This is a genomic window from Streptomyces sp. NPDC034043 (assembly GCF_055575675.1).
Genome location: NZ_JBVISF010000020.1, coordinates 1 through 23,786 on the forward strand (window position 1 = coordinate 1; position 23,786 = coordinate 23,786).

The 23,786-nt window shown below is 68.7% G+C and carries 22 protein-coding genes; 12 read left to right on the forward strand and 10 right to left on the reverse strand.

All coding sequences use genetic code 11. The features are described 5' to 3' along the window. Positions 1-366: 366 nt before the first annotated feature. The 5 genes from ACZ51S_RS31330 to ACZ51S_RS31350 all read right to left on the reverse strand — a co-directional run bounded on the left by ACZ51S_RS31330 (position 367) and on the right by ACZ51S_RS31350 (position 7,207). Positions 367-1,032 (reverse strand): class I SAM-dependent methyltransferase, encoded by a 666-nt coding sequence (locus ACZ51S_RS31330; RefSeq protein ID WP_468962693.1) that lies wholly within the window; start codon positions 1,030-1,032, stop codon positions 367-369. A gap of 184 nt (positions 1,033-1,216) precedes the next feature. Next, positions 1,217-2,428, reverse strand: coding sequence for a hypothetical protein (locus tag ACZ51S_RS31335; protein WP_468962695.1), 1,212 nt, complete (start codon positions 2,426-2,428; stop codon positions 1,217-1,219). 32 nt (positions 2,429-2,460) lie between these two features. Then, the gene (locus ACZ51S_RS31340; RefSeq protein WP_468702181.1) at positions 2,461-3,243 is read right to left on the reverse strand and encodes an AAA family ATPase; all 783 of its coding nucleotides are present in this window, start codon (positions 3,241-3,243) and stop codon (positions 2,461-2,463) included. Positions 3,244-3,249: 6 nt separating this feature from the next. After that, on the reverse strand, positions 3,250-4,830 hold the full coding sequence (locus ACZ51S_RS31345) for a Mu transposase C-terminal domain-containing protein (protein WP_468962697.1): 1,581 nt from the start codon (positions 4,828-4,830) through the stop codon (positions 3,250-3,252). Positions 4,831-5,353: 523 nt separating this feature from the next. After that, positions 5,354-7,207: an ATP-dependent nuclease gene (locus tag ACZ51S_RS31350; protein WP_468962699.1), complete on the reverse strand. Its 1,854-nt coding sequence runs from the start codon at positions 7,205-7,207 to the stop codon at positions 5,354-5,356. Between the two features lie 251 nt (positions 7,208-7,458). On the opposite strand from ACZ51S_RS31350, the gene ACZ51S_RS31355 reads away from it, so the two are divergent. Both ACZ51S_RS31355 and ACZ51S_RS31360 read left to right on the forward strand, forming a co-directional pair. Continuing rightward, entirely contained in the window at positions 7,459-8,976 is a 1,518-nt protein-coding gene (locus tag ACZ51S_RS31355) for a restriction endonuclease (protein WP_468962701.1), read from the forward strand. 1,237 nt (positions 8,977-10,213) lie between these two features. After that, positions 10,214-11,758 carry a hypothetical protein gene (locus ACZ51S_RS31360; RefSeq protein WP_468962703.1) on the forward strand — a complete coding sequence of 515 codons (1,545 nt, stop codon included), beginning with the start codon at positions 10,214-10,216 and terminating at the stop codon, positions 11,756-11,758. 106 nt (positions 11,759-11,864) lie between these two features. Here the strand turns inward: ACZ51S_RS31360 and ACZ51S_RS31365 are convergent, their stop codons facing one another. Further along, a complete protein-coding gene (locus tag ACZ51S_RS31365) occupies positions 11,865-12,833 on the reverse strand; it encodes a hypothetical protein (RefSeq protein WP_468962705.1) in 969 nt (322 codons plus the stop codon). 412 nt (positions 12,834-13,245) lie between these two features. Here ACZ51S_RS31365 and ACZ51S_RS31370 point away from each other — a divergent pair, with 412 nt between their 5' ends. Beyond that, positions 13,246-13,410, forward strand: coding sequence for a DUF6221 family protein (locus ACZ51S_RS31370; protein ID WP_468962707.1), 165 nt, complete (start codon positions 13,246-13,248; stop codon positions 13,408-13,410). Positions 13,411-13,646: 236 nt separating this feature from the next. On the opposite strand, the gene ACZ51S_RS31375 is transcribed toward ACZ51S_RS31370, so the two are convergent. Then, the gene (locus ACZ51S_RS31375) at positions 13,647-14,621 is read right to left on the reverse strand and encodes a LuxR C-terminal-related transcriptional regulator (protein ID WP_468962709.1); all 975 of its coding nucleotides are present in this window, start codon (positions 14,619-14,621) and stop codon (positions 13,647-13,649) included. A gap of 259 nt (positions 14,622-14,880) precedes the next feature. On the opposite strand from ACZ51S_RS31375, the gene ACZ51S_RS31380 reads away from it, so the two are divergent. The 6 genes from ACZ51S_RS31380 (at position 14,881) to ACZ51S_RS31405 (ending at position 19,781) form a co-directional block, all read left to right on the forward strand. Further along, the gene (locus tag ACZ51S_RS31380; protein WP_468479572.1) at positions 14,881-15,087 is read left to right on the forward strand and encodes a hypothetical protein; all 207 of its coding nucleotides are present in this window, start codon (positions 14,881-14,883) and stop codon (positions 15,085-15,087) included. Positions 15,088-15,135: 48 nt separating this feature from the next. After that, positions 15,136-15,438, forward strand: a complete 303-nt coding sequence (locus ACZ51S_RS31385; RefSeq protein WP_468479571.1) for a hypothetical protein — start codon at positions 15,136-15,138, stop codon at positions 15,436-15,438. 134 nt (positions 15,439-15,572) lie between these two features. After that, positions 15,573-16,835, forward strand: a complete 1,263-nt coding sequence (locus ACZ51S_RS31390) for a hypothetical protein (RefSeq protein ID WP_468803869.1) — start codon at positions 15,573-15,575, stop codon at positions 16,833-16,835. Positions 16,836-16,870: 35 nt separating this feature from the next. After that, positions 16,871-17,149: a hypothetical protein gene (locus ACZ51S_RS31395; RefSeq protein WP_361600420.1), complete on the forward strand. Its 279-nt coding sequence runs from the start codon at positions 16,871-16,873 to the stop codon at positions 17,147-17,149. Between the two features lie 101 nt (positions 17,150-17,250). Then, a complete protein-coding gene (locus ACZ51S_RS31400; protein WP_468803870.1) occupies positions 17,251-18,411 on the forward strand; it encodes a hypothetical protein in 1,161 nt (386 codons plus the stop codon). Continuing rightward, positions 18,408-19,781 (forward strand): MFS transporter, encoded by a 1,374-nt coding sequence (locus ACZ51S_RS31405; protein ID WP_468962711.1) that lies wholly within the window; start codon positions 18,408-18,410, stop codon positions 19,779-19,781. The genes ACZ51S_RS31400 and ACZ51S_RS31405 overlap by 4 nt, the downstream gene beginning before the upstream one ends. A 397-nt stretch (positions 19,782-20,178) precedes the next feature. Here ACZ51S_RS31405 and arr read toward each other — a convergent pair whose 3' ends face one another. Next, on the reverse strand, positions 20,179-20,610 hold the full coding sequence (arr, locus tag ACZ51S_RS31410; RefSeq protein WP_388946038.1) for an NAD(+)--rifampin ADP-ribosyltransferase: 432 nt from the start codon (positions 20,608-20,610) through the stop codon (positions 20,179-20,181). 623 nt (positions 20,611-21,233) lie between these two features. Here arr and ACZ51S_RS31415 point away from each other — a divergent pair. Then, positions 21,234-21,512, forward strand: coding sequence for a hypothetical protein (locus tag ACZ51S_RS31415; protein ID WP_468478383.1), 279 nt, complete (start codon positions 21,234-21,236; stop codon positions 21,510-21,512). Beyond that, positions 21,509-21,808: a hypothetical protein gene (locus ACZ51S_RS31420; RefSeq protein WP_468888776.1), complete on the forward strand. Its 300-nt coding sequence runs from the start codon at positions 21,509-21,511 to the stop codon at positions 21,806-21,808. Before ACZ51S_RS31415 ends, ACZ51S_RS31420 begins: the two co-directional genes overlap by 4 nt. Positions 21,809-21,911: 103 nt before the next feature. On the opposite strand, the gene ACZ51S_RS31425 is transcribed toward ACZ51S_RS31420, so the two are convergent. Further along, positions 21,912-22,385: an SgcJ/EcaC family oxidoreductase gene (locus tag ACZ51S_RS31425; protein WP_468478384.1), complete on the reverse strand. Its 474-nt coding sequence runs from the start codon at positions 22,383-22,385 to the stop codon at positions 21,912-21,914. A gap of 166 nt (positions 22,386-22,551) precedes the next feature. Between ACZ51S_RS31425 and ACZ51S_RS31430 the strand changes: the two genes are divergently transcribed. After that, positions 22,552-23,421: a YwqG family protein gene (locus ACZ51S_RS31430; protein ID WP_468478385.1), complete on the forward strand. Its 870-nt coding sequence runs from the start codon at positions 22,552-22,554 to the stop codon at positions 23,419-23,421. A gap of 73 nt (positions 23,422-23,494) precedes the next feature. On the opposite strand, the gene ACZ51S_RS31435 is transcribed toward ACZ51S_RS31430, so the two are convergent. Continuing rightward, on the reverse strand, positions 23,495-23,656 hold the full coding sequence (locus ACZ51S_RS31435; RefSeq protein ID WP_468478386.1) for a hypothetical protein: 162 nt from the start codon (positions 23,654-23,656) through the stop codon (positions 23,495-23,497). Positions 23,657-23,786: the final 130 nt, after the last annotated feature.

The following is a 23,786-nucleotide window of genomic DNA, read 5'->3' on the forward strand; positions in this document are numbered from 1 at the left end:
CCCGCGGAGCGGGTCCCTGAGCGCTGCGCGCTCAGGACTGAACGGCCTCGCTGCGCTCGGCCGGCCCTTCGGGCCCGGCTCTCCGCTTCGCTCCGAGCCATGGCCGGCCCTTCGGGCCGGGGTCCTGCGCTTCGCTCCGGACTGGCTCTGGTTCCGCTGCGCTCCACCAGAGCGGGCCTGCTGCGCAAGTCCCAGGGCTCCCGCGCTCCGGTGACCCCGTTTCACGGGGTTTGGGCCTTCGGCCCGTTGGGCGGGTCCGCTTCGCTCCCCCACCTGGGTCTTCCGGCTCCGCCTCCAGACCACGGCCCGCTCCGCGGGCCAAGCTGGCAGCAGTAGGGGGCCCAGTCGTCGGGCCCCTGTGCTCCTCTAACCCAGGCGGGCCAGCAAATGGGCGTCAAGGAAGCCCCGTTCGGAGGCCGGATCGTGAAGCAGCCGGGCAAAGGGCACGAGCCCGGCTTCGACCAGCAAGTCGGCGAAGCCGTCCACCGGCCAACTGTAGGCCGGGGCCACCTTGTGGTCGAAGCGGATCGGCTCCAGCTCTTCGGTCGCGAAGAAGGAGACCAGGAGCAGGCCCCCGGGCGCCAGGACGCGTACCTGCTCAGCGAGGAGCGCAGGCAGTTCACCAGGCGGGGTGTGGATCATCGAATAGTGGGCCAGCACGCCACCGAGCGCGCCGTCCTCGACCGGCAGGGCCTCCATCCGCGCCTCGTCGAACCGCAACGCCGGATGAGCCCGCCGGGCATAGGCGACCATGCCCGGGGAAAAATCGAGCCCGAAGACGTCCAGCCCCAGATCATGCAGCATGCCCGTCAGATGTCCAGGCCCACACCCGACATCAGCCACCCGCAGATTCCCCGCCCCGCGCACCAGCTCCGCAAAAATGCCGATCATCGCCCGCGCGAACGGCTGCGTCTCCAACCGATCAGCGAACATCGACGCATACAACTCGACGACCCCGTCATAGGCCGCCCTCGTCTGCTCCTGGTGGACCGTCACATGGAGGAAGCTAACACCGTCCACGGTCAGAGCCATTCTCCGGCCCCATGCCGCTACACCGGTCAGGCGCACAGCCCACCTGACTCAACCTGAATCAGAGCTAGACACTGGAAAGACCATCCCATACCAGAACCACCGGTTGCCGACAGGTGAAGCTGCGAAGTACTGGTGAACCCCCAGTGGGACCGCAGGGTTCGGCTTCTCCTGCTCTTGTCCCGGGCTACAGGGATGGCTCCAACTGCCAGTGTGGGGACTGAAGTTCGCGCAGACCGTAGTCAGGGGGCGGCCATCCCTTCTTCCTCCTGTCGATGGTCCTTTGAGTATGAGGAGGCGGGTACGGGCAGCCGTACATCCGCTCAGGTTCAGGCGCGGCCCAGGGCCGCCGGTAGTGGACGGTGCACACAGGCCAGACCGTCTCCTGGTGCGGTTTCGGTGCCGGCGTCGTGCCTTTGCGACGGCGGCGTTGGGGGCGTGGTGGCTGGGGCGGGCGCAGCTTGCAGCTCTCGGCGAAGGCGGTCAGCGGCGGTAGGCCGGTGCTTGCCAGCGGATCGGTGAAGAGCGGACCGTTGGTGCCCGCCTTGAGCCTCCAGATAAGGGCTGCGGCTCGCAGTAGGGGGCGGGCCCACGTGGGGACGGGGTGGGTCATGCAGCCCCGGCGGAGGCCATGGTCGTGAAGCGTGACGGTCGAGCCGTCCAGGGCCACATCGTGGACGTGAACCGTATCGAGCTGGGTAGTGCAGGCCGCGGTGAACACCGCCGTGGCGAGCTGGGCAGCCAGGTACGGATGCGCGGTAGCCCGGCGAAGCCGCCAGGCAACCTCCGCCTCGGTGAGGGCAGGCATCACCGGCGGAAAGAAGTCTTGCTCGACCGCCATGGGCGCGGCGCACTGGCAGGAGCTGGCCGGCTCATCGTCAGCGATGAGAGTGGTCAGGGCCGGCAGTCCGATCCAGTGGTTCGCCAGCGGGCGCAGCGGCCCAGGCACCTGCCGGCCCGGGGTGGCTGGCTCGGGCGCGGGAAGCAACGCGGATGCCTCGGTGATGGTGTGCTCCACCTGCTGCAGTTCGCGCTCCAGGAAGGCGCGCATGGCGCGGTGGTGGCAGACAAGGACCAGCCGTACCCCCGTGCGTCGGCGCAGGGCAAGGAGGTCTTTGAACCGGTGCGGGGTCAGGAGATGTGCGCGCAGGAGGGTGAGGTGGGTGATGGGGGTGGCCAGGATCCAGGCGGCGGCGATCGACCAGGCCGGGGCGGTATCGAGCTGGCGGTAGCCGTCCAGAGGGACGGGCTTGCCCAGGGCGGCGAGGATGTCGTAGGCAAGCGTGATGGAGGAGTCGGTGCCCGGGGTGGGGTGCACGGTGATCCGTCCGTCGTCGGGGGCGTGGGACGCCAGGGCGGCGCGGGTATGGATCACGTCGTCGTAGGGGTCCAGGACCACGGTGACCGGTGGCGGGTTCGGACAGTGGAGCATCAGGCCGCCAGGCGGTGGCTCAGCTTGCTGTAGGCCCAGCGCAGCAATTCCTCGTCCACGGTTCGGCGTCCGGACTCCTTCATTCCGACAGTGAGATGGTGCGTGATCTTCGCCCAGGCCCGGAAGTTCCCGTGGGCAGCTTCCTGGTCGCACAAGGCGATCAGATCCGGGTCGGAGTCGGCCCAGATCGGGTGGAAGGCCGGGACGACGGCCAGGACCTCGTCCAGCGGCATCCGGTCGATCTCCTGCCATGCGTACACCCTGGACTCCAACATGGGCTCGCTCTGCAGCATCTCGAAGCAGCCGTTGCCGCCGGTGAAAACGATGGTGAGGTCGGAGTCGGCGTCATCCCAGAGGTAGCGCAGGTACTCGAAGCACATCTTGGACAGCCACTGGGCCTCATCGCAGACCAGGACGTGCGGTTCCTCCAGAGCGCCGCGCAGCATGCGGTCGAACTCAATCGCATGAGAGGGCGGACGGCCCTGCAGGCCCAGGGCGTGGAACAGCTCGTGGCGCAGGTCCCGTGTCGAGGGCCTGGCACGGAACTGGATCCGGCGGGTGAGCTTCGGCGCGAGCTCACGAAGCGAGGCGTTGACCGCGAAGGACTTGCCATTGCCGGCCTGCCCGTAGATGCAGATCATCGCCTTCGCCTCGATCGCGGCCCGGATGTTCTCCCTGGCTGTGAGCAGCGCACGGGTGGAGACCACCTGGGCGCCCGGCAGGCGCATGAAGTGGTCCTCCCGCTCCCGGGGCAGGCGTCCCCTGCGTTCAGCGGTAGCCATCTGTTGTCACTCCCTGCTGCCCGAACCGGGCTCGGTATCCGTCGTGTCGGCCGGCACCACGGTGCCGGGGCCGCGCTTCGGGGCGGAGGAGGTACCAGGACGCGGACGGGGCCGTGCCCAGCCCGCTGGTGGCTCCCGAGGCGGGATCAGGTCCGGCAGCGCGCGGGCCGCCAGATCCACAGCCTGAGCCCGGACGATCTCGGCCCGCGCCTCGCTCGCGGTCTCCGTGCGCCGCCGGCCCGGCACAGCTGCAGTTGTGATGGCGGTGTAGCGGGTGCGGCGCAGCTTCTCGGCCGCTTTCAGGTCCGCTTTCAGCGCTCTGGCCCTGCTCTCACGGACCCGGGACAGGGCTCGGCGTTGGTCCGGCGTCGCGGCCTCGGCGAGATAGGCGCTGCCCAGATGCCGGCCCCAGCCGTCGGTAGAGAACACCTCGATCCGCCCGTCAAAGTGCGGCAGGTACCGCAGCCTCACCCGCGTACCGACATGGCCGGCCATCCAGTCCGCGATGTAGGCGCGGCGCCGCCAGGAGACCCCGTTCGTAGTGATCTTCCGGATCCGGCCGTCGTCCTCCAGCGCAAAGAACGCCAACCGCTCCTCCGGAACGTCCTCAACGGGTGCCGGGTCCGCCTCCCAGGCCTGCGCGGGCGTACGGCCGCTGGTAAGGCCGGCCGGGCGGTGCTCGGTGTTCCACCAGGCCACCCAGTCCAGCAGGACCTTCACGAAGTCGGGGTAGGGCAGCAGGCCCTCCACCAGGTCGGGCCGGTACGCCTGTGCGGGCCGGGCGCGGCGGGTGTACCCGGGCAAGGAGACCAGCAGCATCTCCTCCACCGCGCCGTTGAGCGCCTCGATGGTGCCCTTCCGGTAGGGCTTGTAGGCCGGCAGATCATCCACCGGGACGGCGAAACCGCCCAGAGCCCGCGACACCGCCTTCGACAGGAAGTCCTTGCCCCGATCCACCCGCACCCGGCCCGGCAGGCCCCCGAACGGCCCGTACGGATCCACGCGGCTGATCCCCGCCCGCAAGGCGGCCAGGACCGCATCCCGGGCCGGCTGATGCGGAGTGACAGCCACACCCACAATCACCTTCGACGCCACATCGATGAACCACGTCACCCACGGACACACCGCCACCCCATCCAGGGCGACCCGGACCGGGATCCGCTTGTGATCCCCCTCCCAACACGCGTTGCGATGCGTCGGCGGGCGCTTGCCGTATACGTCATACCGACGCCGGGCAGCCTCACCACCCTTCAAACCCGCCCGCTCCCCCACCGACAAATCCCGCACCACAGCTCGGTGGAACACCGACAGCGACGGCACCGGACCCAACAACGGATCCCGCGCGGCACGGGCCACGAGCTCACGACGCACCGCGGAGACATTCCCGCCCCACAACGCCAGCGAACGGCGCATCTCGTCGGTCACCGTGAAGCGCGAACGCGCCTTCCGGCCGGTCCGCCCCTCGGAACGAGCAGCCGCCAGCCAGCTCCACACCGTCCGCTCCGACACCTGTAGAGCTCTCGCCACCAAGCGAACGTGCGCACTCGTCAACTCTTCGCGCGCGTCCAGAGCCAGCAGGCGTGACACCGCTCCCTCACGCCCCCACCCAGCCGACACATCCGATCCCGCTGAACCGGATCCAAGGCCTTCCTCCACCGACCTCACCCCCGAACCGCACGCTCATTACCAGGGGGACGCTGTCCAGGAACGCGAAGACCACACGGACACACCACACGAAACACCCAAACGGGGTATTGGGTCTCACGACAACGTAAAGACCGCGTTCCTAGGACCGCCCAGCTCAAGCAAGGTGTCTACCTACACAACTGACATGAGTTACCCGCCACTGGGAAGCGGGTGAGGAGAGCGATCTACGAGTAAGCGCCCCCTGGGCTCAACCGGGCGCTTGTCAGTGCCAGGAGGGAGGATAAGGGTGTGAAAGGAGGTCTCGTGTCCCAGTCGGATCCTGCTCAAAGCGACGTTTCTCCTGCGCCCAGCGGATGCAGGTGGTGCGGCATAGAAACCTCTGTGCATGCCCGGCAATGGCAGGAAGGAGTGGGGTGGCATGCCTGGGCAGCACCCACCCTCGCTCAACGCAAGGAACGCATGATCAAACGACGGCAGAGTCGCCGACCGGCGAGCCAGTAGCCATTGCTTGAACCTCAGCGAAGAACTGTCGCAGCTGTTCGGGTACCTCATGGGCAGCCCGCAGGTTCGTCACCAGCCCGAAGACCATATCCGGCTTACCGTTAGGGCTCGTCTCCCCAGCCTGTTCCTTGATCATCCTAAGAATGCCTGAGCTGAACTTCCCTCCTCGGTGCGCAGCGAAATCTGACGCCTTCCAGTCCAGAGGAGCAGCACGGGGCCAGCGTGCATTCGCAGCGGCAGCCCACTGCTCGTCGCTGAACAGCTCCTCCAACTCGTTGTAACCAGCCGCCTCGCCCACGTAGGAGACCTGAGTGTGCAGATCGAGGCCGGCTCGGCGGATTCGGTCGGGCTTGAAAAGCTTGTTGTCCCGGCTGTCAGCATCGACCATCAGCATCACGGTTCGCTGGTGTTTGACCAGGTAACTGGCCAGGTGCAGAGCGCCCTCGTTGTTCTCGCATCCCCAGAGAGCGACACCGGCTGCTTGGAGAGACAGACCCTGCGACAAGCGGAAGAGTAGGGGGATGCTCTGGCGCTCGGTGTCCCCCTCCACTGCCAGGAAGCAGCGTTCGTGGAGCAGCACTGAGTTTCGCAGACCGAGGGCGGAGGCGATCTGGCCGAGGTGGAAGTCGATGCCGTCGTGTGAGTCGGCGACGAGACGTTCGACGACTGTGCGGCCATCATTGCCGAGCCTGAGATGGACGACATCGGCGATGTCGACGCCGTCGATGAGGTTCATGGAGTGTGTCGCGACGAGCACGCTGACATGCGGCTGCGCGCACTGCTTGCGAATGATGTCCATCACGGTGCGCTGATGGCGGTAGTCGAGGTGCGTGTCAGGCTCGTCATAGACGACGATCGTCTGGGTGGGTTCTTCGACGTCTTGTTCCGAGGCTGCAGCCAGTTCGTTCTTCTCCAGCAGGTTGCTCGTCCACTCCCACACTGCGAGGGCGATACGGCGTGTGCTGCCCTGTCCGGAGCGCGCCAGGTCCACTAGCTCCCCGTCGGCCCGCGAGACGTGCAAGGGGGCTCCCCTGAATCCACCCCTGAAGGAGACCTCCGGCTTGACCTCAACGCCGACGAACTCGGCGCAGTGTTCGCGGATGTGCCGGCACAGGGAGTCAGCCTCCTTCTCCAACCGCTGAGTGATCTCTGCTTCGATCTCCTTCACCCGGCCCTGCACGGTCTCATCCTGCAAGTGCAGCTCGTAGCAGCTACTCAGCGCCGTTCGGACGGCGTCGTCGGGACTCTCATCCTTACCTCCGAATGCAAGCAGCCTAGGCAACCGCTCTACCAGCTTCTTGGGGAGCGGCTGCCACATCTCAGACTGCGGCAATGTCGCCGCATGCCCTGCCAAAGCAGCAAGGAGGTCATCCTTCAGGTTGCCCCTGGCTACAAGGCCGAACTCCTCGACCAGAGCTGCGAGTGCCGGTCGGAGCAACCTGCTGAGATCACGCAGACGCGGGTCCTCGGGCTGCGTTCCCAGGTACTCCATGGACACGGCTTCGCCCGCTCGGGCTCGACGCCGGATACGGATCACTGCCGGCAGGTCGCCGTCACTGCGCTCGGCCAGGTTCAGAGCGAAGGTTCCCTCCACCCGGGTTTCCGCACACCGGCCCGACTCCGAACCACTCCCGACCTGGTACGTACGGTCTTCATCAACCAAGCGGTAAGTGCCCAGGAGGAAACCGAGCGCTGCCAGCACACCGCTCTTACCACCGTCGTTGTGACCCGCAAGGATCGTCGGCGAACTGACAGGGATGTCCTCAACACGGGACAGTGAACGAAATCCGTAGACGGAGAAGCTGTTGAGGTGCACGAAGAGCTGCTCCGTATCCCCGCCCGGACCCCACCAGACGGTTGTGCCTTATGAGTTCGTGCAAGCTGCGCCACTGGGCAGTCCTGCAGACAGCTAATACTAGAGTGCTCCAGCGCGGCACCTGAGGTGCTTTCAGTCAGTTCCCATGCCTCTGGGCTCCGTCTCGTCGGGGCAGTCTGAGGACCGGTCCGACTCACCTGATTGCCGGATCGGCGAGCAGGGCAGCTCTTCCAGCATCACGAGGGGGGCTGATGGCACCGAAAAAGTCGTTGGCGGCGCAGCTGATGCAGGCGTACCGCGATGCGCAGAAGGCCAGGGCTGCAGCTGCCAGGCAAGCAGAAGCTGAACGGGTCCGGCAGGCTCGCGCCGCTGAACGGGAAGCGGCTCAGCGTGCCAAGGAGGAGGCGCGGCGGGAGCGGGAGCAGACGCAGGCCTGGATGCGGGCCCAGAAGCAGAACGAGCGGGCTCGTGCCGAGGAGGCGCGCAAGGCCGATCAAATCGTCCGGGATCTGGAGAAGCGTGAGGCGGCCCGAGTGAGGGCTGCCGAGCAGAAGAAGAAGGCCGCGGCCCGTGAGAAGTCCGAGGCGGATCGGCGCGCCAGGCAGCAGGTGAGCGAGGATCTACGCCGCGAGGCTGCGGCAAGGACAGCCGAGGTCGAAGAGCAGGTCCAGCGCGTTGAATCCGTGCTCACCACCAGGACTACGGGACTGCATGCTCACCGCCTGCCAGTGGAGGAAGCCCTGCTCAGCGGCGGCCCGGACGCTATGACCGACCATGTCGAAGCGGCGCTCGTCCGGATCGTCTACCCGCCAGGGCTTCGCGGCGTGTGGCGCATCGCCTTCGCGCCGGAATCACGAGAGCTGGTGCTGGAGGTCGAACTTCCCGGTCAGGCGGTAGTACCAGCGGTCACGCAGTACCGCTACAAGGCATCGACCCCGCCGGCGGTTGTGCCACAGCCGCGGAAGGAAGCCGATACCAAGGCCATGTACAGGGACCTCGTAGCCAGACTCGCTCTGCGCGCCATTGACGAGACCCTCGCCGTGACGCCACCCGCGCTGGTCGATGTCGTGGCATTCAACGGACACGTCAACGCAAAGGACCGCGCCACCGGAAAAGCCGTCCGCCCTTGCCTGATCAGCCTGCGTGCCAGCAGGGAGACCTTCGAAGAACTCGTCCTCGACGAACCAGAACTCGATCCCGTCCAGAGCTTGCGCTACCTCAACGCCATCGTCTCCCAGCACCCCTACGACCTCGAGCCCGTCCGCCCAGTGGTCACCTTCGACCTCACCAAATACAAGCTGGCGCCCGAGCAGGACGTGATCGCCGGCCTCGACAGCCGCCCCGACCTCGTAGCACTCGACCCGATCGAGTTCGAACACCTCATCCGCCGACTGTTCGAGGCGATTGGGCTCAAGTCCTGGGTTACCCAGGCCTCACGTGACGACGGAATCGACGCCGTTGCCTTCAACGAAGAACCCCTCGTCGGCGGACTCTGCATCATCCAGGCCAAACGCACTAAAAACGCCGTTCCCGCCGAAGCTGTCCGCGCCCTCGCCGGCGTCATGCACGACAAAGCAGCAGCCAAAGGCATCGTCGTCACCACCGCCTGGTTCGGCAAAGCCAGCCACGACTTCGCTCACCGCACCGGCCGCATGGAACTCATCGACGGCCGACACCTCAAAGCACTCCTCCTCGAACACCTCGACATCGACGCCCTCATCGGTCTCCCCAAACTCCCGCCCGGCTGGGAAACACGAGACCTCACCTAACCCCGCACCAACACGACAACAGCCCCCAACACCAGCCACTGGTGCGCCACCCGAGGCCCCACAACCACCGCCCACCAGGCAGCAACACTCACATCGGCTGCCTACAGGATCGGCGCCGAGCTCACTCTCACTTCGGCGTCACTCTTCAGCAGCAAATCGGCATCACGCCTTCAGTAGGGCCACACCCCCGCAGCAAACCCGCAGGTCAGACGGCGCAGCATCCACTGAAAACGAAACACCGAAGCACTGAACAACCACCGCCGAATAGCAGCAGTACCCAACCAACCTGCGCAGCCGGACCTGAAGCTAAAGAACTCCGCAGGCCAGACGACCTGCAGGGCCACTACCTGCGCCAATTCAGTGAGCCAGTCAGTCGGCAACCCGCTCAACCAACCTGCACAGCCCCAGGTCACTGCTCAGTTTCACTGACCGGCGACAAGTGAAGCTGCGCAGTGCCTGGCTGCATCGTCTGGCTCCCGCCCACAACGGGGTCTCCGCCACCTGCCCGAGACCAGCCCCCTGCACCACGCCACATACCGAGGATCAGTGAAACTGCGTACCACTCAACCAACCTGCGCATCACACCCGGGCCAACAAACCCCGCAGGCCAGACAGCTGACGAGCCGAAACCCCGCCCAGATTCAATGAGCCGCCGACGCCACCAAGCAGCTCAACCAACCTGCACAACCCCAGGTCAGAAGCATGACGCCTTCGCAGACCCACTGATCAGCGACAACAAGCGGGGCGCGTTCGTCGGGCACCGGGAACGGGGGGCGCTGCGTGGTCATCTGCGGAGTCTCCCAGCGACGTGCTGGGTCCGGCAGCGGCTTTTCCCCGGCCGTCGCTCAGGGTGCCAGGACGGAGTTTTCTCCCCTCTCAGGATGAACGGTTTGTCGCACCTGGCGGACCAGGTCAAGGAGAAGCGCGCTACCGTCCGAACCAGGATGTGATGACGCAGCTTTGTGGGCGAAGAGTGGTGCCTGTGGTCGCTGGTCCCAGTGCTGTGTCGCTGCGTAGTCGGCAAGGAAGCCGCAGGCTAGTTGGCAAGGTGCCGTCACGTTGTGCGACCAAGTTGCGCGAGGACCTTTCGCGCGCCCGCCAAAACAGCCTGTGGCACGGGCAAAGGGAGGAGTCTGACCGGTCGACGAATGCTGCACCACAACCACGTTTCTGGGGTCTCCAACTCCCCCGAATGACATGCTGGTTGTTGCAGGGCGAGCGGGGACAGGGGAACACGATGCAGATACATGCGGCGGTACGGCAAGGGGACTGGACCGTCACCCGCCACTGTTCGTTCGGGTCCGGGTACCTGGACGAGGTCGAGGCTCTGCTCCGGGTCGCCGGCCCCGCGCGAGCGCCGGACGACGACAACGCGGACTGGCGCAAGCTGGACGCTCTGCTGCTCAAGCGCACGGTGACCGTGGACACGGACGGCTGCGCCACGGTCGGCGATCTGAAGACGCGCTGTCTGGAGGCGGCGCTTCATGCCGGTCTGGCCAGACCAGCGAAGGGTGCGCGACCCCCGATAGTCTGGATCACGGATTCCGCCTCCGACCGGAAACTGCCGGACGTCCTCCCGCTGGACGAGGCGGACCTCGACGACGGTGCCCTTCTGTTGCTGAATATTGAGGAAAGCCCCACAGAGTCCTACAGGATGGGCCCGGCCCCGAACGCCGCCGCCCTCTTCCAGCGCCTCCAGCTCACCGCCAACACCCCGGACGCCGATGCCGCCCCCCGCCTCTTCGGCGTCCTGCTGTACACCGACGCCGACGTGGAACTGGCCACCTACGTCCGAACTCACCTGGACGATCTCAACGCTCTGTCCGGCCCGGCCACATGCGTCTTCGTCATCGAGGAGCAGCGCGGTCCGGACGCGGTCAAGCGGTACTGGCGTCGGCATCTGGAACCCGAGGTGTACCGAGTCCTGGCGCCGCTGCGCTGGCTGGACTGGCAGCCGTACGACGCCCAGGGGGCTTATGAGGTCGCCGCCGCCCTCGGTGTCGACCCCGCCCTGCTGCCCTGCTTGGTCCTGCTGGCCCCGACGCACACCGCGGCCGGCGCACCGGGTCCGGCAGACCGGATCGTCTTCCCCGTCCACGAAGCCACCCCGGCTTGGTTCCGCACGCTCTTCGGCCACCTCGCCCGGCTGATCGGGCCCACGGCCAGGCCACCGGAGGTCTCCAGCGGCAAACGCTACCTCCGACGCATCCGATACTTCTTCGACACGCCCGTCTCCGTACAGACCGCCGTACGGCGCCTAAGCGCGGCGCCGACCGCCGACGGCGTCGCCGACAGCGAGGCGTTCGCCCGGGTCCGCGCCGCCGAGCAGGCCGTCCGGGACGCCCTTGTCCCCGCTTCCGTCGCGGCCGAGCGCCCAGAGCACCACTTCACCGACTGCCGTGTCGTCATCCACTCGGGAACATCAGGAGCCACCGTGACGGAGAACTTCTACTTTCAGGGCACCCACACCACCTTCATCAACAAGCCGGTCGACACCGTCGTACGCGACTTTCAGCACACCTACGCACAAGCCCCCGCGCAGGACGACCTGACCCGCCTTCTCACCCTGGTCTTGACCAGCCGGGACCTGCCCGACGCGGACCGTGAGGAGGCGGCCGGCGCGGTCCACGACCTGGCCCGCATCACCACCGAGCCGGAGCCGGATACCGCCACCGCCCGCACTCGCCTTCAGCGGCTCCGCGAAATCCTCGCCACCGGCACCGATATTGCCCAGCCTGCGCTGGCCATCGTAGCGTCGGTGGCAGGGATGCTAGCGGGGTGATCACGAGTTCGCCGGGGCTCGCTTTTGCCCCTTCCACCGACGCAGAGCCCCGCCACCAGCGTCCTCGACGACTGCACCCGGGAGCCGCCCCGGGAATGGAACTGAATCAGCGCCGCGGACGGTGTCCATCTGGAGGCCTCGGTCTACCTACCGGAGCGGACGGGCCCGGCGCCGTGCCGCTGAAAGGCTCGGACCGAGCGGAGGATGAGGGCGCCGGCACGGTGCCGGTGGTGGCGCCTTCCTGGACGAGGTGTTCGTCCGCGATCAGAGCGCGCAGCTCGTCGGCTTTCTGGCTGAACTCCTCCAGCTCGTCGGCGTCGGCCTGGGCCGGTCGCTCGCCGTCCTTCTGCATGCGCTCCTTGAGGTCGGCGACCTTCTCGTTGGCGATGACGAGCTGGCCGAGGAGCTTCTCCTCCCGCTCCTTGGAGCGGGCCGCGACCCGGTAGGGGTTGTCCTCGTACGAGCGGAGGTTGCTGGTGGCGTCCGCCCGGTTGGTCCGCTGTACCTCGATCTCCCGGTCCAGCCGTCGGCGTCCTTGTCCAGGCGGTTGAGGAGGTTCTCCAGGCTGGTGACAGCTCCGCGGCCGTTGGATTCGGTGACGCTGGAAGCCGGCCACTGAGCCCGGTCGTCTCGGTGGCCGAGAGGGACGGTGCTGCCCCACTCGAAGCGGAGCTGGCGCTGGCCGCTGGCGTTGTAGGTGGTCTCGCCTTGGAAGTCGTAGCCGCCCAGCGTGCCGACGGGCGTGCGCACCCCCCGGGGCGAGGGAGAGGTCGCGGGCCAGGGTGACCATGCAGGTGCCCAGGGCTGCCGCGGCGGCATCGCGGCTGGTCTTGGTCCGGCCGTCGATGGTGATGGAGAATGCGTCGCCGTTGGTGGGCCAGGCCGCCTTGAGGCGCTTGCGCTGCTTGTCCAGCTCCTCCTTCTTCGCCTTCATGGACTTCGGCTTCCGGGGCCGCTTCCATATCGGCTGCCAGTCCGTCGGCGGCACGTACGCCTCGGCGCGCTTCTGCGCGGCCTCCTTCAGCCGGGCGGCGACGGCTTCGATCCTCGGGTCCGCGGGCGGCGTGGTGGTCATGCGACTCCTCCGGTGGGCGGGGTCCGGCCCGGCGCGGGCTGGACAGACTGATGGGCGCTCGGCGGCGGGGCCGCCGCGGACTTGGGAGAGGGGCGGCGGCTCGTTCCCGGATGCCGGCCTGGATGCGGGCGGCCATCTCGGCGGCTGCGATCTCCAGCGTCCGGCCGGTCTGCTCCACCGCGGCGACGTCCGTCGACGGCCCCAGGTCCCGGCCGGTCCTCCGCCCGGGACGGGGGCTCAGGGCGGTCGGCACGGTGACGGTGTGCGGCCGGGGCCGGGAGTTCAGGCGGACCGCGCGGCGTAGTGCGTGGACGCGGACGGTCAGCGCCCCGGCGGCGAGACGGGCCCGCTCGTACGGGGCGGCGGACCGCTTCCGGGTCAGCGCGGGCAGCACGCCCTGGTCCCCGGTGTCGTGCGCGTACAGGGCGCGCAGGTCGGCGGTCATCATCCGCTGGCTGGCTGGCCGGGCGGGTGTAGCTGTCGATGGCCGCCTGGACTATCTCCTCGCTACGCGCTTCGGGTCCTTGCTCAGTCATACGCGGAGCACCCCGCCTACCATCAGAAATGGCGCCCGTAGCCGTTCAAGAGACAGGTGCTAGGCCTGGCCGTCGAGGCAGCGTGTGAGCGCGGTTGCCGTTAGGGGGTCGGGGGCGGGGGTGGTGGCCGAGCCGCCGCCGGGCCGCGGTGGGCGCGGTGCAGGCGGCGCCGAGGACGGCGACCGCCGCGATGACCGGCCAGGTGCCGAACCGGCCTCACCGCCGCGCTGGACATCACTAGTGACGCCCTCTGCACCGGGCTGGCGGGCCCGGACCTCTAGAGCCAGCCGCGCTTCGTGGCGTTCACGCCGGCCTGGAATCTGCTGGCGGCGTCCAGTCTCTCCATCAGGCTCGACATCATGCGGCTGACGGTGCGGGCCGAGATGCCGAGGTTGCGGGCCGCGGCCTCGTCGGTGTCGCCCGCGGCGACCATGTCCAGCAGGGCGCGTTCGATCGGGGTGCAGCCGTTGTCGTTGGCGGAGGGCTGTTCGCCGAAGGAGGTGCCCGCCGACCAGCACAGCTCGAACAGGGCGCACAGGGCGGTGATGACACCGGCGCTGCGTACCTCGATGGCGCCCTTGCGGGGGTCCTGCGGGTCCAGGGGCAGGATCGCGGCCCGCCGGTCGACGATGATCATCTGGATGGGCACGGTGGGTACGGTGCGCATCTGGCCGCCGTGCTCGATGAGCCAGCGGGCGTAGGCGAGGGTGTTGGGGTCGTTGCGGAAGCTGTCGCGGCAGACGGCTCGGATGCTCACGCCGCGTTGCAGGGCTGCCTCGTTGAGGGGGGTGGCGGCGTTGCGGGCGTCGGGGCGGTGGGCTCCGCCGGGGTTGAGGGAGAGGCATTCGGTCTCGGTGGTCCGCTGGAGTTCCTCCAGCCGGCTGCGGACGGCGTCGAGGCCTTCGAGTCGTGTGGCGCTGTCGGACGTGCGCGTGTCGAGGTGTTCGGCGGTGATCGCCGCGATCTCGGCGCGGGTGGTCTTCACTTGGGCCAGGCGGGTGGCGATGTCGGCTTCGGCGGAGGCCAGCAGGGTGGCGAGGCCGACCTCCGGGCTGACGGGGCGCAGTCTTCCTCCGCGCTGGTCGGAGGGCTTGAGGAGGGCGAGGGCGGCCAGTTCGTCGAAGGCGGCGCGGATCACCTTCTCCTGGAGTCCGGTGTCCGCCATCAGGTCGGTGATGCCGTGGTCGGGGTGGAGCAGGGTGGCCCTGTAGACGGTCTCGGCGTGGGGTGAGAGTCCGAGTAACTGCAGCATGCGGTCTGCCTTCGGTCAGGTCCTGGTCTGGGTGGGGGCGGGATCGGTCATGGGTGCAACCTCCCTCATGACCGGGCGGGGTTCAAGGCCGCGGGGGGTGGAGGTGGCGTCTCCCCGCCTGGCGTGTTGGCGCCCGTCTGCGGCTAGTGACACCGCTGCGGTTGTGGGACAGGCTTGTGCCATCGAACGCAACACCCCACAGAACGGGGTGAACGCGACAAGCAAGGCAGAGAAACTGATTCTGAAGGGTGGAGCCTCCATGTCCCGGGTCGCCGCAGTCCTGCTCGCATCCGCCGCTCTCGTCGTGGCCGTCGGAACCTCCGCAGCCGTCTCCCAGGAGGCCCCGGCCGCCGGGCGGACCTCCGCCGGTGACGGGTTCGGCTGGGGCAAGGGGCGGCAGGTCGTGGCCGACGACGGGTTCGGCTGGGGCGGTCCGCGCAGCGGCGCCGGCCTGCCGGTCGTCTGACGCGGGTTCCTTCCGGAGGCCGACGGTGCCGGTTCACACGAGGGCTCCATGTACATGATCACCATGCGGCTGGTCGGTTCCCCCGGGACGTGTGCGGCGCCCGACGACCTCAGGGAACTCCTCACCGCCCACTTCGATCCGGCGGACCGGATCGAGCACCTGTGGACACGTGCGGACGGGGACCGGATCGACCTGGTCCTGTTCGTCCTGGCCGCGTGCGAGGCCGAGGCCCTGCTCACCGCCCGCGCCGCGTGCCTGCGGGCCGTCGCCCACACGCCGCGGCTGGTGGCCTGGCGGCTGTCGGACACCGCGGACGCCCGTGACGCCGGTGGCGGCCGCGAGTACCGCTGACGGCACCGGACACCCGCCCGTCCGACGACCCGTCAGTGCGAGGGCCCATCCGTGAGCGGTTCGCCCGCCGCTCTCCTCACACCCCCGGCCCGCGCGTCGGCCACCACCACGAAGGCAAGAGAGAGGAATCCACCATGCTCGAAACCGCTGGCGCAGGGCCGCGTACCGCGCTCGACCGCACCACCGAACGTCGCCACATCGGTACCTTCCAGGTGCCCGACGACGTCACCTCGATGGAGTTCTGCCTGCCGGGAGCGCGGCTGGAGACCACGAACGTGACCGAGAGCGACGGCACGAACGGTGTCGTGCGGGTGACCCGCATCTCCAACGGGCCGGGCATCACCGACTACGTCACCCACGAGAAGGACTTCGCCTACTCCGCCTACGGCATCCACGTCGGCCAGGACGACCGGCTCACCTTCTTCGGCGAGGGCCAGCGCATCACCGTGCACCTGATCGACTGCCGTGAGGACTCGCCCCAGCTCGGCGACGAGATCACCATCGAGATGGCCGTCTCGCCCTACCGGGTCCTGATCATCCCCAAGGGCGTCGCCCACACCCTCGACGGCCTGGGCGGAGTGGTGACCCGCGACGAGCCGGTCTGGTACGCGGACCAGAACCCCGACTGGGAACCGGACAACGACCTGGTCTCCTTCCTGCGCTCCTCGCAGCAGGCCCCCGTGGTGCGCACCAACCGCCACGAACTGCCAGTCGCCGCGCACCTGTTGCTCTCCCGGATGTCGCAGCAGACCAACGCCCAGGACCAGGGCGCCTACGCCGCCCGGTACCGCGTCTCCATCGGCGGCAGCACCACCTACGCGACGCTCAGGCCGGCGTGGCGGGCCGCGGAGACCGGCGCGGACGCCCACCCGTGGTCCTCCCGCAACAACTTCGTGCTGACGGGCCCGGAGTCCTTCACCGTCGTGCCCTCCACCGACAGCTGCACCTCCGACGTCCTCGAAGTGGACCTCGACGGCAGCCGCGCGGAGGAACCCGACGGGGCCGGCAGCGGCACCGGCCGGTTCGTCCGCCACGCATACTCCCGCCGCCGCCTGACATGGCTGGCGGGCAGCACGGACGCGCAGATCGAGGTGGTGACCGCGGACGGCGAGCACTGCGTGATCCGCCTCGGGGACCCCACGATCGGGGTCCGCGTCCCCCCTGGTACCTGGTACCGGTTCACCGGAAGCGGCCGTGTCTGGCTCCGCTCCGAGATGGAACTCCTGGACCTCGAACCCTGGGCCCTGGACCACCCCCTCGGCCGCGACGTCACCACCTCCGCCCTCTCCGGGGCCGTCACCAGCAGGCCCGAGCAGGACGGCGACCGCTACCTGCCCGGACCGGCTCTCCACGCGCTGGCGCGCATGGAGGCCAAGGCAATATCGCTCACCCGCTGAAATCCGACCGCAGAACCCACCGAAGGGAACTCATCATGTCGATCACCAGTGCCGAGACCGCCGCCTGGAAGACCGAGCTCGCCGCCATGTCCGGTGACGTCACCGACCCCGCCGCCCGCGCCGCGCTGGAGAGCCTGAGCTCCGCGCTGGAGCCGTACTTCGAGACCCCGGAGTACTTCCGCAGCATCCTCGGCAAGATCGCCTCGCGGATGATCGACGCCGACACCGAGGAGCAGATCACCTCGCGTTCCTTCGGTGACCTGGCGGAGTTCAAGGCGGCCCTGCCCGAGGGCGTCGTGGTCACCACCGTCTGATCGGCCGGCAGTCGTTGGGGGCGGGTGCACCGGTCCGGTGCACCCGCCCCAGGCACTTGCGACTGCTTCCCCACCCCGCTCCGCAGAGAGGAACGCCGTCCATGTCCGCCCTCCCCAAGCCGCACCTGATCATGACCAAGACCCGTACGACGGGTGAGGAATCCGGTCTCCCGGGAGCGCGGCACATCCGGTCCTCCCGCAACGACCGGCCGTACCACTACATGGTGCACAGCCCGCACTTCGCGTACGAGGAGTACGCGGTGCACCTCGGGCAGTACGACCGGCTGTCCTTCTACGGGCCGGCGGGCACCGGGCCCGTCACCGTCCACATGTACGACTGCCGGGAGGACTCGCCGGAGTACGACCGCAAACTGGTGATCGACGTCCCGGCGGACGGGTCGTGCGTGCTGGCGGTCCCGCCCGGCTACGCGCACTGGTTCGAACGGCTGGAGAACGTGACCACCCGCAACGACTACTCCCTGCACGCCCCGCAGGACCCCGCCTCGCAGGATCCCGCCTCGCGGTGGTCCCCGTTCGACGACAACGCCACGTACTCCGTCGCCGACATGGACCGTGCGCGGCCGCGGGCCGTCGCCAACACCGTCGAGCTGCCGACGGCCGCCCAGTTCCTGATCTCCAAGGTGGTCTCGCGCAGCTGGCTCGGCGGCGCGACCGAGCAGGGCGTCGTGGCCTCCGCGGAGATCGGCGGCGAGCTGCACCGCTACTTCATCGACCGGGACCTCGCCGGGCAGCAGCCCGCCCTGCCCGTGTCCGAACTCGCCACCGTCACCGCCGGGGTCGGCTCCTACCAGTCCATCCGCGACGACTCGTACGGCATCGGCTCCAACGTCGAGAACGGGCTCGCCGACACGATGGTCCACGACCTTCCGGACTCCTGGCCGGGGTATTTCAGCGCCCATCCGCACCTGACGCTGAAGCTGTCCCCGCTGCTGTACGACAATCCCGAGATGGAACTGCAACTCATTGACCGCCGCACGGACTCGCCCACCTTCGGGGCCTGCCAGGTCCTCCCCTTCCCGCGGGACCCGCGGGTCGTCCTGACGATCGAGCCGGGTGTGCTCATGCGGGCGCGGGGCAGCGGGACGCTCCACTACCGGGTGGAGTACGAGGTCCACGACTCGCGCGGCGCGGACCTGCCCGAGCTGTTCGTGCCCGTGCCCGCCGACGGGTTACCGCCCGCTTTCGACGCGCCCGGTTCCGCTCTCGCGGGCGATGTCGTGCGAGAGCTGGCGTACCGGTGAGCGCGACCGAGGAGAAGCCGAGGACGGGCCGCGCCGTGCTGAACTCCGCGCCGCGGTGGCTGACGCTGCTCCTGGTGGTCTTCGCGGTGCTGGTGCTGTCGCGTTCCCTGAGCGAGGGCATCTACGACATCGCGTTCGCCAACCTGGCCCTGGACCTCTCCGGGCTGGTCAGCACGGTCGGCCTGGTGTACTGCGTGGGATACGGGGTGGAGGTCGTCGCCTCGGTCGCGGCCGGACCGCTGCTGGACCGGGGCAACCCGAGGGCCGTCCTGGTCGCGGCGTACCTCGTCAAGATCGGTGTGTTCGTCCTCATCGGCATCGGCTCCTCGTTCCTGTCGTCGCACCTGTGGGCGATCGTCGTCGCGGCGGCCACGGTGGACCTCGTCCACCACATCGGGGAGATGGCGCTGTTCGTGCTCCTGCCGCGGATCCTCGACGCCAAGACCCTCGTACGGGTCCAAAGCATCGGCGGGACCATCCGCTCGGCGTGCGAGCTGCTCTCCCCCGTCGTCGCGGGCCTGGTCATCACGCTGATGCCCGGGTCCCGGGCCCTTCTGGTCGCCGCGGGGCTGCAGGTGATCGCCCTCGCCGTGTTCGCCGCGTTCGTCGCCGTCGTGGCCCGCCGGCCGCGGTCCGCGGACCCGGCGTCCGTCCCGGACCAGGGCCCGGGCGAGGAGGCTTCCGGGGGCGCGGCACCGGAGGGGCCGGAGGAGCCGGAGGAGCCGGCCGTCCTGCCGTCGCGTCGCGTGGTGGCCAGGACGCTGGCCACCAGCCCGGCCTGGCGCCGCTTCCTGACCTTCCACGCCCTGACCGTGCTCGCCCTCTCCACCGTCATCCTCTCCCTGCTGTCCCTGATGAGGGAGACCTTCGAGATGTCGCCGGCCCGCGCCGGCTCCTTCCTGGCGTTCTCCACCATCGGGGCCGTCATCGGCGGCCTGGTCGTCGCCAAGGCCGGCCCGGAGGGCATCTACTCCAGCCTGCGCTGGGCCACCGCCCTCGCGGGCGCCGGCACGCTGGTGGCGGCGCTGCTCGGCGGAACGCAGTGGATCCTCGCGGCCGCGCTGATCCTCTTCGGCCTGGGCTTCACCGTGTACCTCAGGTCCGCGGGCCTCCTGGTCCAGCTCCGGGCGCCCGCCGCGCTGCTGGGCACCTGGCACGGGCTCCTCGACGCCGTCATCCGCATCGTCAGCGCCGGGGCGATCCTCGCAACCGGCTTCCTCTTCGACCGCTTCGGGGGCAAGCCGGTCTACCTCTTCTTCGGTGTGCTCCTGCTGGTGACGGCGGCCCTGTGGTCCACCTTCGGCGCCCGGGACCGCCAGGACCTCGGCAACACCGCCCTGCACCCCGCACCGGCCGACGCGGCCTCCTGAGAACCAGCCGCCGGACGGCCGGCCGACCCCCGTCCGGGGGCCGGACGGCCGTGCCGTGGGCGGACCGCCGGGCGCGGGCCCGGGACAGGGCGCGGACCCGGCGGTCCTCACGCGTCCGGTGGCGGGCCTGCTTCCGCGCGCCGCGGCCAGGGCGGCCCGGGTGACCCCCAGCGCGGGGTGGGACGGCCCCAGGAACTTCGGTCGAACTCGCTGGGATGGCGGGGTGGCTCCCGGGAAGGCGGAGCGTCTCGAACAGCTCCTGGCGGACCACGCGGGCGGTCGGACGGGCCCGGAAACTAACCCGGCAGGCCTCTTCGCCGCGGGTGTCCTCCGGCTCGTGCAGGCAGGTGTTCGCCGGCGGGGCGGCGCCTGGAGGCCGGTGAGCACGGGTCCAGGGTCAGTCAAGGATCGTGGCGGCACCACGGCGCCGAAGGTCGGCCAGCGCATCCTGCATGGCCTTGATCTGTTCGGCGGAATGACCGACCCAGCCCTTGAGTTCCGACACGACGCGGACGGGATCGCCCGTGCGATAGGAGCGGGTCGGATTGCCGGGGAACTTCTTGTCGGTGACGTTGGGATCGTCTTCCACAGCGCCGGTCGGCTCCACTACGTAGATCCGCCCCGGTCCGTCACCGGCTGCGAGCTCGGCGCCCCAGACGGCGGCATCCAGAGTCTCGGAGAAGTAGACGTTGCGGGACACCCGTCCGTCCTCGAAGTTGGACGCGTAGCCGGGGACGAGCAGATCTCCTGGAGCGAGGTCCGCCTTCGTGCCGTGCAGGTACGTTCCTGCCTCGTACACCTGGAAGGGAACAGGGGCGCTGCTGGTCATCAACTGCTCCTTGGCTTGGGCGTTGGGCTACAGACTACGTACCACCGCCAGAGTGGGCCGGGCCGTGGAGCGCGCGCTCGCCTCGCTGCACCAGTTCAAGCGCCTGTGCAGCCTCTACGAGCACCGGGCGGGCTTCATCAGGGCTCCTCGAACCCGCCTGCTCGATCATCTGCCTGCGGCGGCTCCCGCGATCATTCTGAGACGGCCAGTAAAGCGTGTTGCGGAAGGTCGTGTGTGGGCAGGTCAGGACCGATTGCCGGGCGGCTTCGAGGAGCAGTTCATGCGCCGCTACGCCCAGCGGATTCCTCCGGTCGCCTTCCACTCCGACGTGAAGGCACTGGTCGGGATCGGGCTGCACGCCGACCGGCAGTGGGTGACCGGCCCGCGCGGCCGGACTGAAGGTGTTCCTGGTCGACCCGCAGGGATTCCCCCGCTCGGACGGCACGTGGTTCGACTACCGCTGGAGGCCCCGCAGACCGCCTTCTTCGTCGTCTGGAGTTCGGGTGGCCGCCTTCATCTTCGCGGAGGCTGTCTACGCCGCTCTCCTGGGGCCGCCCGGGATCGGAAAGAGACCCGGTCTTCCCGGTCATCTCGTGGAACCTACCGGGGCGGCGCCTCTTAGGATGCAGGAAAGTCTGCTGATCAGCCCGGACACCGAGGCCACCGTCAACGCCCCGCTCCCCTATACCGACCCCGTCACCGCCCGCACCGCGAGCGCGGCCATGAACGGGCTCAGCCCGCAAGGCCTGGCCGCCTCCCCCGAGCAGGTGCGCGGGCTTCCGGCGACCGCCGCGTCCGACCTGTGGTCGCTGGGCGCGACGTTGTTCACCGCGGTGGAGGGACACCCGCCGTTCCCGCGTCGTCACGAGCGGGAAGCGCAGGCTGCACGTCCGGCGCGATGAGCACGGGGCGGATCGTCGGGGTCGGCGGCGGGGGTGACGGCGAGGACCAGGAGGACGACGCCGACGCGGCGGCCGAGTCGGCGCCGCCGTATTTCTCCAGTCGGCGGGACGCCGCCACGATCGCCGTGTTCCTTCGCACCGGGTCTGTCGGCTGGAGTCCCTGGTGTGGCTGGAGGGCAGTCAGGCCCTTTTGCGGTGGGGCCGGGAACGGCATCACCGGTCCGCACGCCGTTCCGTACGGCACCGAAACGACCGGCGCCGTGCTGGTCCGGTTCGACGAGCGGGCGCACGGCTGAGCCCCGACGCCTCACATAGGAGCCCGGGCCCGCTGCTGGACGCGTCAGGCGATGGTGACGGCCCCGGTCGTCCCTGGTGACCTCGTCACGACGTGGACATCGTTCAGCCGACTTCGGTGTTTTCCGGCGCCGGAGGAACGCGGCTCGGGATGTCGAACTCCGGATACAACTGGAACGTGCCCTGACATGCGGTCAGCAGCCACTTTCCGTCTTCTTTGGACATCACATAGAGCGGCGAGTTGGGGTTTCCGTCGGGCTTTCCATCCAGCGTGTAATGCTGCCCCTTAACCTTCACCGCCGCCACATCCGGGCGGATGAAGAGCACGTCGATCAGCTCATAAGTGACCGTAACGTTCTCCATGGCCCCGGGCAGAACCCGACGGGTGAACTCATCAATCTCTGCTATACCCGTAAGAATCCTGCCATGCGGCGCGGTGTAAATCGCATCCTCACGGAACAGGCTCACGAATTCATCGCAGAGCTCATGCTGCTGAGAATGCTGCACCTTGGCGACCACTTCCCTAATCGCCTCGATATCCCGCTTCTTCTGCTCGTCAATGAGCATCGCCTTGTCCATACGGACAAGTATGGAAGGCGATCCCGTTACGCAGTCAAGCAGTCTCCAATAGAACACGAGCGTCCATGGATGCCACGGCGAGTCCGCAGTCCACAGACCGCGTACGCGGGTGCGGTTCGTCCTATGGGCCGGCCCGCCGTCAGAGCGTGTTGGCAAGATCATCTCCATGAATGGCACACGTACCACCCCGCCGCGGCCCGTCGACGTCGCCGCGGTCTTCCCCGCGCTGGCCCCGCTGGGCCGCCCGGCGGTCCGGTTGCACCCGCGTCCCGGCTCTCCCACGGTGTACGACAGTTCGATCGGCGGGCCGCTGCTGTGGCCCGCACGGCAACCCTGGCCGTACTGCCGCATCGAGCATGACGGCCTCCACCCGCTGGTGCCCGTGGCCCAGTTGTACGCGCGGGACGTACCCCTGCTGCGACCCCCCGGGCGGGCCGACCTGCTGCAGGTCCTGTGGTGCCCTTCGGAGCACGCGCCGGACTCAAGCATTCCGATCGAATTGTCCTGGCGGACCGCTGCGGACGTCACCGAGGTGCTGGCCGCACCGCCCGAGCCGTTCGACGCGGACGAGGACCTCTACGTGCCCAAGCCATGCGTGCTCGCGCCGGAGCAGGTCACCGAGTACCCCGATTACCTGGAACTCCCCGCGGAGCTGAAGCAGCGGATCACGGACCCCGCGCCCTGGCGGACGGCGGGCATCGCGGTCGACGGCGTCGGCCCGCAGGAGCTCTATGACAGTGCGCTGTCCCACGCCCCCGGCTGGAAGGTCGGCGGCTGGGCCCCTTGGGGACTGACCGACCCCGTGCCGCGGTTCTGTGTGGCCTGCGGTACCGCGATGACGCCGCTGCTGACCATCGCCTCGCGCGAATGGCACCGCAACAGCACGAGTTGGATCCCGTACGAGGACCGGGTGCCCGGAGCATCCGGCGACAGTTGGTCCAATCCGCCTGAGATCACGGTGCTGGACGCCAATCACCTCCAGCTGTACGCCTGCCCGGCGAGTGGAGGCCACCCGCACACCGAGCTGGTTCAGTGAGGGGCTGCCGGTTCTTCCCTTCCATCCCCGCGTGCGGCCGGGCCGGTCGGCGCTGTGCTACGGCGCGTTCACCTCACCGGGTTCCTCCCGTGGGGCCTGGACGTACGAGTTCCGCCGCGAGCAGTGCGGCCGTCTCGGCCACCAGCGGATGGTCGGCGGGTGCGTCCTGTCGCTGCTTGGTCGTCAGGACGGCCATCAGGATCGGTGTGCCGTCCGGCGGCCAGGCGATGCCCACGTCGTTGTTACCCCCGTGACTCCCTCCCCCGGTCTTGTCCGCGAGGATTTAGTCGGCGGGCAGGCCGGCGCGGATGGCCGCGCACAGCTCTGCGACCGTCATGCCGTTCTCGATGTTCTCGGCCGTCCCC